The following is a 6,664-nucleotide window of genomic DNA, read 5'->3' on the forward strand; positions in this document are numbered from 1 at the left end:
CGCGAGATCACGAACAGCGGTGTGAACATCGCCGTCGGCACGCCCATCTGGTGGTAGGAGACGGCCGAGAACCAGTCTAGGTTCGGGAACATCGTCTTTAGCTCCCACATCACCGACTCGAGTCGCTCAGCGACCGAGAACATGCTCATATTCCCGGCCTCCTCGGAGAGTCCCTGGGCCACCCGCTTGATCACCTGATTGCGCGGATCAGCGACGGTGTAGACCGGATGGCCGAAGCCGATCACGATCTCCTTGCGCCCAACCCGCTCACGGATATCGGCTTCGGCCTCGTCGGCGGTGCGATAGCGGCTCTGGGTGCGGAAGGCCTCTTCATTGGCGCCACCGTGCTTGAGACCGCGCAGCGCGCCGATGGCGGCGGTGATGGCCGAGTACATGTCCGAGCTGGTGCCAGCGACTACGCGCGCAGCGAAGGTCGAGGCGTTGAACTCGTGCTCGGCATAGAGCACCAGCGAGGTGTGCATCGCCCGCACCCAAGAGGCCTTCGGCGCCTCGCCATGTAGCAGATGCAGGAAATGGCCGCCGATGCTGTCATCGTCGGTCTCGACCTCGATGCGGCGACCATTGACCGCGAAGTGATACCAGTACAGCAGCGCCGAGCCGAAGCTAGCCATCAGCCGATCGATGATCTCGCGCGCTTCAGCCGCTGGATGCGAGTCGCGTTCCGGCAAACAACTGCCCATCACCGAGCAGGTGGTGCGCATCACATCCATTGGGTGCGCGGAGGCCGGGATAGCCTCGAGCGCCTGCTTGACCGCCTGTGGTAAGCCGCGCATTGCGCGCAGCTTGGCCTTATAGGCCTCGAGCTCGGGGGCGTTGGGCAGTGCCCCGTGGATCAACAGATAGGCGATCTCCTCAAATTCCGCCTGCTCCGCGAAATCAAGGATGTCGTAGCCGCGATAATGCAGATCGTTGCCGGTACGCCCGACGGTGCAAATGGCGGTGTTGCCGGCGGCGGTCCCAGACAGAGCGACCGACTTCTTTGGCTTGGGCAAACCGCTGGCTCCGCTGGTGGTGGCGTTGGTGGCACTCGTGTTGGTCATAGCCCTACTCCGCTGCGAAGAGTTGATCGAGCTTCTGCTCGTAGGCGTGGTAGCCGAGGTAGTCGTAGAGGTCGGCGCGGGTCTGCATCAGCTCCATCACCGACTGCTGCGTGCCTTCATGGCGCAGGGCCTGATAGACCTTGAGCGCGGCGGCGTTGGCGGCCCGAAAGGCGCTGAGCGGATAGAGCGCGATATTCACGCCAACGCTGGCCAATTCGTCGACAGTAAACAGCGGCGTCGAGCCGAACTCGGTGATATTGGCCAGCACCGGCACGCCGACTGCCTCAATGAAGGCCTGATACTGTTTGAGCTCAGTGATCGCCTCCGGAAAGATCGCATCGGCGCCGGCCTCAACGCAGGCTAGCGCGCGCTCGATCGCAGCATCCAGCCCCTCGACCGCGAGCGAATCGGTGCGGGCCATGATCACGAAGTCATCATCCAGGCGAGCATCGACCGCGGCCTTGATCCGGTCGACCATCTCGGCCTGCGGCACGATGGCCTTATTCGGCCGATGTCCACAGCGCTTCTGCTGCACCTGGTCCTCAAGATGCACCGCCGCCGCACCGGCCTTGTTCATGCTGCGCACCGCGCGAGCGATGTTGAAGGCACCGCCCCAGCCGGTATCGATGTCCACCAAGACCGGCAGCTCGGTGACATCGGTGATACGGCGCAGATCGATCAACACATCATCCATGGTGGTGATGCCGAGATCCGGAATGCCGCAGGAGCCGGCCGCAACCCCGCCACCGGAGATATACAGCGAGCGGAAGCCTGTGGCCTCGGCTAGCCGGGCATGGTAGGCGTTGATCGCGCCAGCGCATTGCAATGGCTTTTCCTCGGCCATCGCGGCGCGGAAACGGGCGCCGGGATTGGTGGCAATGGTCATGGTCGATCCCCTCAGTGGTCGTAGTGGTCTTAGTGGTATACCGCGAGACGCCTTTGCTCTCTGAGCGCGCGTCCTTGGGCCTTTTGTGACAAGCCTCAGCTCAGCGCCTGCTCTAGGTTGCGCAGCGATGAGCGCACATGCTGGCGCATCACCAGCTCGGCCATCTCTGGATCGCGCGAGCGCAGCGCACTCAGCAGGTACTGATGCTCCTCGAACGCCTGCCGACAGCGCTTGCTGCGCATTCCAAATTGCACCCGGTACATCCTGAGCAGGTGATAGAGGTCTTCGCACAACAGCCCAATCAATTGCCGGTTCTTGCTGCCCTGGACGATCCGGAAATGGAAGTCGAGATCGCCTTGTTTCTGGAAGTAGGCTTGCCCTTGCTCCTGCTCGATCTGCTGGCCATGCTGTTCGAGCAGCGCGGCTAGCGCGTCGATCTCCGCATCGGTCATCGCCTGCGCGGCCAGCCGTGCCGCCATGCCCTCAAGGACCTCGCGCAGTTGAAAGATCTCGATTAGCTGCTCGGCACTCAGCTCGACCACGCGCGCTCCCAGGTTCGGCTTGCGCTCGACCAACTTGCAGGCCTCGAGCCGGGCGATCGCCTCGCGCAACGAGCCACGGCTCACCCCATGCCGTCGCGCCAGCTCAGGCTCGCTGATCTTGCTGCCCTGCGGCATCTCGCCTTCGACGATCGCCCGTTGCAGGGCATCGAACAGGCGGTCGGTCAGAGTGCCGCCAGCGCTCGGCTCGAGCGCAATCAGGGCGGGGTCATTCATCGCCTCAGCCAGCAAAGTGTCAACACCTTTTGGTTTCTTCTCGCGAATTTCGCCAAAACCCTACCAGAATTGGCATTATGTGTCGACACTTTGATGTTGAGCGAAAGGCTCCTACGTCAACAGCAGCACCGGCGCGCTAGCCTAGCGCGAATCGGTCCTGTCGCAGCCCCCAACGATGCGCCGCCAAAACTTCCCATCGGCGTCCAGAGCTTCCGCAAGACCCGCGAGGACGATTGCGACTCTGGGGAAAGGACCGCGCTTATGCCGACAAATACCGCGCCGAAGGGCCGCCGATCCACCTGAACAGCATCGTATTCAGTCGCGAGCAGCGCACCCTGGTCGGCTTCGCGAGCGAGCGTTACCATAACCCGGTCTTAATAAACACCTAGAAGCCTCTACGACCTATGGACCGCACACCGATTTCACTTGAAGCCGATCAGCACCGGCGACTTGGTGAGGAGGCCCGGCGTCGCGGCATCAGTTTTGCTTCGCTGCTCCATGGCCTCATCGACGAGCACCTTGGCGACCAGGAACAGCCACCGGCTGCAGACAGCCTCGACACCCTGATCGGCATTGGCGAAGGTACCGGCGACGCCATTGGTCGCCATCACAATCGCCACCTGTACGAGCACTAAAGCCTTGCAGCTCGCCTTCGTCGACACCGGTGCCTGGTATGCACTGCTGGACAAGAAGGACCCGGACCACGCGGCCGTCGTCGAGGCCTTTGCTGAATACCGCGGCAGACTGGTCACGAGCAACTACGTCTTCGGCGAGACCCTCACCCTTGCGCGATACCAGCTTGGCTGGAGCGTTGCGCATCAGTTTGGCAGCGCCTTGCGCGAGCGGCGAGTGGCGCGCATGGAACGGGTCACCACGGAAGACGAGGCTGCCGCCTGGTCCATCTTTCAGCAACAGCAAGATACGCACTATAGCTTTACCGACTGCACCAGCTTTGCGCTGGTCCGGCGTCTCGCATTGCCAATCTGCTTGGCCATCGATCCGGACTTTCGCGCCTTCGGTCTACGTTGCTTGCCGAGCCTGCGCTAATCAGAGACCACTCTTCCTCCGCCGACTCACCCGCTGCCCGTCACGAAGCTGTTGCCGATAACGTCTTCTGTATCAAGAAACTAGCGCAGCGCTATCGCACCGAATGCCCGCGGTTGCGGCACCCACCGGCATTGACTAGTATCGAAGTTCCCTTTCTCGACTCAAGGGTCGCTCCCGATGCCTCGATTACCCATCACAGGTGAGCCGCCCGCCGGCGTCGAGCCGATCTCAGCCGACGGCAGGCTGGTAAGCGAAGCGGAGTACTGGCAAGACTGGTACGACGCCGCTGATCTCAGCTACGAGTGGAACAATGGCCGCCTAGAGGAGAAGCCGGTGTCGGATTTCGAGACCTTTCAGGTCTATCTCTGGTTCCTGGAGCTGTTGCGCCACTACCTGCGGCTACAACCGGTCGGCAAACTGGTGGCGTTGGAGATGGGCTTTCGGCTCTCGCTCAGATCGGGCACGGTGATCCGCAAGCCAGACTTGGCGGTCGTGCTCGACACCAATCCGGTCGCCCTGGATCTCACCGACAGCTCCTACCATGGCGTCTTCGACCTCTGTGTCGAGGCCCTGTCGACAGAGAAGCCGGCCTATGTCCATCGTGATCTGGTGGTCAAGAAGGCCGAATACGCCGCCGCCGGTGTGCCCGAGTATTACGTGCTGCACCGCGAGCACGGCAACCTGGCCTTCTATGGCCGCACCCGCGGGGGCGTCTACAGCCCGCTGCCGATCGAGGGCAGCGGCGATGAGCGTCTAGTTCGCTCGCGGCTGCTGCCGGGCTTCCAGTTCCGGATCAATGATCTGATCCGCCGGCCAGACCTGGATGCGATTCGCCGCGACCCAATCTATAGCGATTTCGTGCTGCCGGAATGGACCCTGGCCGAGCAGGCAAAGGCCCAGGCCGAGCAAGCACAGGCGCAGGCAGAGCAAGCAAAGGCGCAGGCCGAACAGGCACAGGCGCAGGCCGAGCGCGAGCGCGATGAGGCCCGAGCGGCCGCGCAGCACGAAGCGCTGGCACGCGCCAAACTTGAAGCGGAACTGGACCAGCTGCGCGACACCCGCAGCCCCGACCATCCGGATCGCTAGTGCACCCTGGTCGCGGCAAGCTGCGCGAGCAGCCCCTGCCCAGCGACTAGCTATCCGCGTACCGACTCACCGCGCATACCCCATCTCCCGCAGCGACTGCGCGATCTCATCTAGGATCGCAGGATCATCGATGGTCGCCGGCATGGCCCAGGTCTCGTTGTCAGCGATCTTGACCATGGTACTGCGCAGGATCTTGCCCGAGCGGGTCTTCGGCAGCCGCGAGACGATGGCGACGAGCTTGAAGGCGGCGACCGGGCCGATCTGATCGCGCACACGTTGGATCAGCTCGGCATTGAGCTCGGCGACGCCGCGCTCGACACCAGCCTTGAGCACCACCAGCCCGAGCGGCAGTTGCCCCTTGAGCGCGTCGTGCACGCCGATCACCGCGCACTCGGCGACATCAGGATGACCGGCCAGCACCTCCTCGATCTGCCCGGTCGAGAGCCGATGCCCGGCAACGTTGATCACGTCGTCGGTGCGGCTCATGATCCAGATGTAGCCGTCCTCGTCCATGAAGCCGGCATCACCGCTCAGGTAATAGCCGGGATGCCGACTCAGATAGGCATCGCGAAAACGCTCGTCGTTGTTCCAAAGCGTCGGCAGGCAGCCGGGCGGCATTGGTAGCTTCAGGCAGATGTCGCCCATCTCACCGGCCGGTCTTTCCTCGCCTTGGTCATCGAGAACACGCAGGTCATAGCCGACCATCGCCCGCGTTGGCGAGCCGGCCTTGATGGGCAGCTGTTCGATGCCAAGCGGATTGGCGGCGATGGCCCAGCCGGTCTCGGTCTGCCACCAGTGGTCGATGACCGGCTTCTCGAGCAGGACCTCGGCCCAATGCAAGGTGTCCGGATCGCAACGCTCGCCGGCCAGGAATAGACTCTGCAAACCGCTGAGGTCATAGCGCGCCAGATGCTCGCCCCTGGGGTCTTCTTTCTTGATCGCCCGGATCGCGGTCGGCGCGGTGAACATGACCTTGACGCCATATTCATTGACCACGCGCCAGAACGCGCCTGGATCGGGCGTTCCGACTGGCTTGCCCTCGTAGATCAGGGTGGTGCATCCGGCCAGCAGCGGCCCGTAGACGATGTAGCTGTGGCCAACCACCCAACCGACATCGGAGGCCGCCCAGAAGACGTCCCCGGCGCGGGCATTGTAGATATTCGCCATCGACCAGTGCAGCGCCACCGCATGGCCACCGTTGTCACGCACCACGCCCTTGGGCTGACCGGTTGTGCCAGAGGTATAGAGGATATAGAGCGGATCGGTCGCGGCGACCGGAACACAATCGGCGGGCTCAGCCGCTGCCACCGCCGCGTCCCAATCGAGATCGCGCCCCGGCTGAAGCTCGGCGGTGAGCTGCGGTCGCTGCTTGATGATGCAGGCCCGGGGCTTATGCATGGCCTGTTCGATCGCCGCGTCGATCAACGGCTTGTAGGCGACCAGTCGATTCGGCTCAATGCCGCAGGAAGCCGAGAGCACCAGCTTGGGCTGGCAGTCATCGATGCGGGTCGCCAGCTCGCGCGCGGCGAAGCCGCCGAACACGACGGAGTGGATCGCGCCGAGCCGCGCACAGGCAAGCATCGCCATCGCCGCCTCTGGGATCATCGGCATGTAGATGATCACCCGATCGCCCCGGCCGACACCTTGCGCGGCAATGGCGCCAGCCAGTGCGGCGACCTGGTTGCGCAGCGCCCGATAGCTGTGGCGCTGCACCTGCCCGGCCACCGGACTATCGTAGATGATTGCCAAACGCTCGCCTTGTCCAGCCTCAATGTGTCGATCGAGCGCGTTGTAGCAGGGATTCAGTT

General features: G+C 63.3%; 8 protein-coding genes. 3 read left to right on the forward strand and 5 right to left on the reverse strand.

Features of this window, described 5'->3' with window-relative positions; genetic code table 11:
* From prpC to ACY693_RS12830, 3 genes are all read right to left on the reverse strand, one after another.
* Nucleotides 1-1,061 (reverse strand): bifunctional 2-methylcitrate synthase/citrate synthase (prpC, locus tag ACY693_RS12820; RefSeq protein ID WP_462322218.1); only part of this gene is annotated, 1,061 nt, incomplete at its 3' end.
* A gap of 4 nt (nt 1,062-1,065) precedes the next feature.
* Nucleotides 1,066-1,947: a methylisocitrate lyase gene (gene prpB, locus ACY693_RS12825; RefSeq protein WP_462322219.1), complete on the reverse strand. Its 882-nt coding sequence runs from the start codon at nt 1,945-1,947 to the stop codon at nt 1,066-1,068.
* 95 nt (nt 1,948-2,042) lie between these two features.
* The gene (locus ACY693_RS12830; RefSeq protein ID WP_462322220.1) at nt 2,043-2,723 is read right to left on the reverse strand and encodes a GntR family transcriptional regulator; all 681 of its coding nucleotides are present in this window, start codon (nt 2,721-2,723) and stop codon (nt 2,043-2,045) included.
* 233 nt (nt 2,724-2,956) lie between these two features.
* On the opposite strand from ACY693_RS12830, the gene ACY693_RS12835 reads away from it, so the two are divergent.
* On the forward strand, nt 2,957-3,112 hold the full coding sequence (locus ACY693_RS12835; protein ID WP_462322221.1) for a hypothetical protein: 156 nt from the start codon (nt 2,957-2,959) through the stop codon (nt 3,110-3,112).
* Between the two features lie 33 nt (nt 3,113-3,145).
* On the opposite strand, the gene ACY693_RS12840 is transcribed toward ACY693_RS12835, so the two are convergent.
* Entirely contained in the window at nt 3,146-3,331 is a 186-nt protein-coding gene (locus ACY693_RS12840) for a hypothetical protein (protein ID WP_462322222.1), read from the reverse strand.
* 31 nt (nt 3,332-3,362) lie between these two features.
* On the opposite strand from ACY693_RS12840, the gene ACY693_RS12845 reads away from it, so the two are divergent.
* Nucleotides 3,363-3,770, forward strand: coding sequence for a type II toxin-antitoxin system VapC family toxin (locus ACY693_RS12845; protein ID WP_462322223.1), 408 nt, complete (start codon nt 3,363-3,365; stop codon nt 3,768-3,770).
* A 177-nt stretch (nt 3,771-3,947) separates the two neighbouring features.
* On the forward strand, nt 3,948-4,856 hold the full coding sequence (locus ACY693_RS12850; RefSeq protein WP_462322224.1) for a Uma2 family endonuclease: 909 nt from the start codon (nt 3,948-3,950) through the stop codon (nt 4,854-4,856).
* A 66-nt stretch (nt 4,857-4,922) separates the two neighbouring features.
* Here the strand turns inward: ACY693_RS12850 and ACY693_RS12855 are convergent.
* The coding region (locus tag ACY693_RS12855) for a propionyl-CoA synthetase (RefSeq protein WP_462322225.1) at nt 4,923-6,664 on the reverse strand (1,742 nt) is incomplete at its 5' end.

The sequence above is a fragment of the Halochromatium sp. genome (genome assembly GCF_054919635.1).

Coding starts and splice junctions, on each gene's coding strand:
- prpB (WP_462322219.1), bottom strand. CDS start 1,947: ATGACCATTGCCACCAATCCCGGCGCCCGTTTCCGCGCCGCGATGGCC.
- ACY693_RS12830 (WP_462322220.1), bottom strand. CDS start 2,723: ATGAATGACCCCGCCCTGATTGCGCTCGAGCCGAGCGCTGGCGGCACT.
- ACY693_RS12840 (WP_462322222.1), bottom strand. CDS start 3,331: ATGGCGACCAATGGCGTCGCCGGTACCTTCGCCAATGCCGATCAGGGT.
- ACY693_RS12850 (WP_462322224.1), top strand. CDS start 3,948: ATGCCTCGATTACCCATCACAGGTGAGCCGCCCGCCGGCGTCGAGCCG.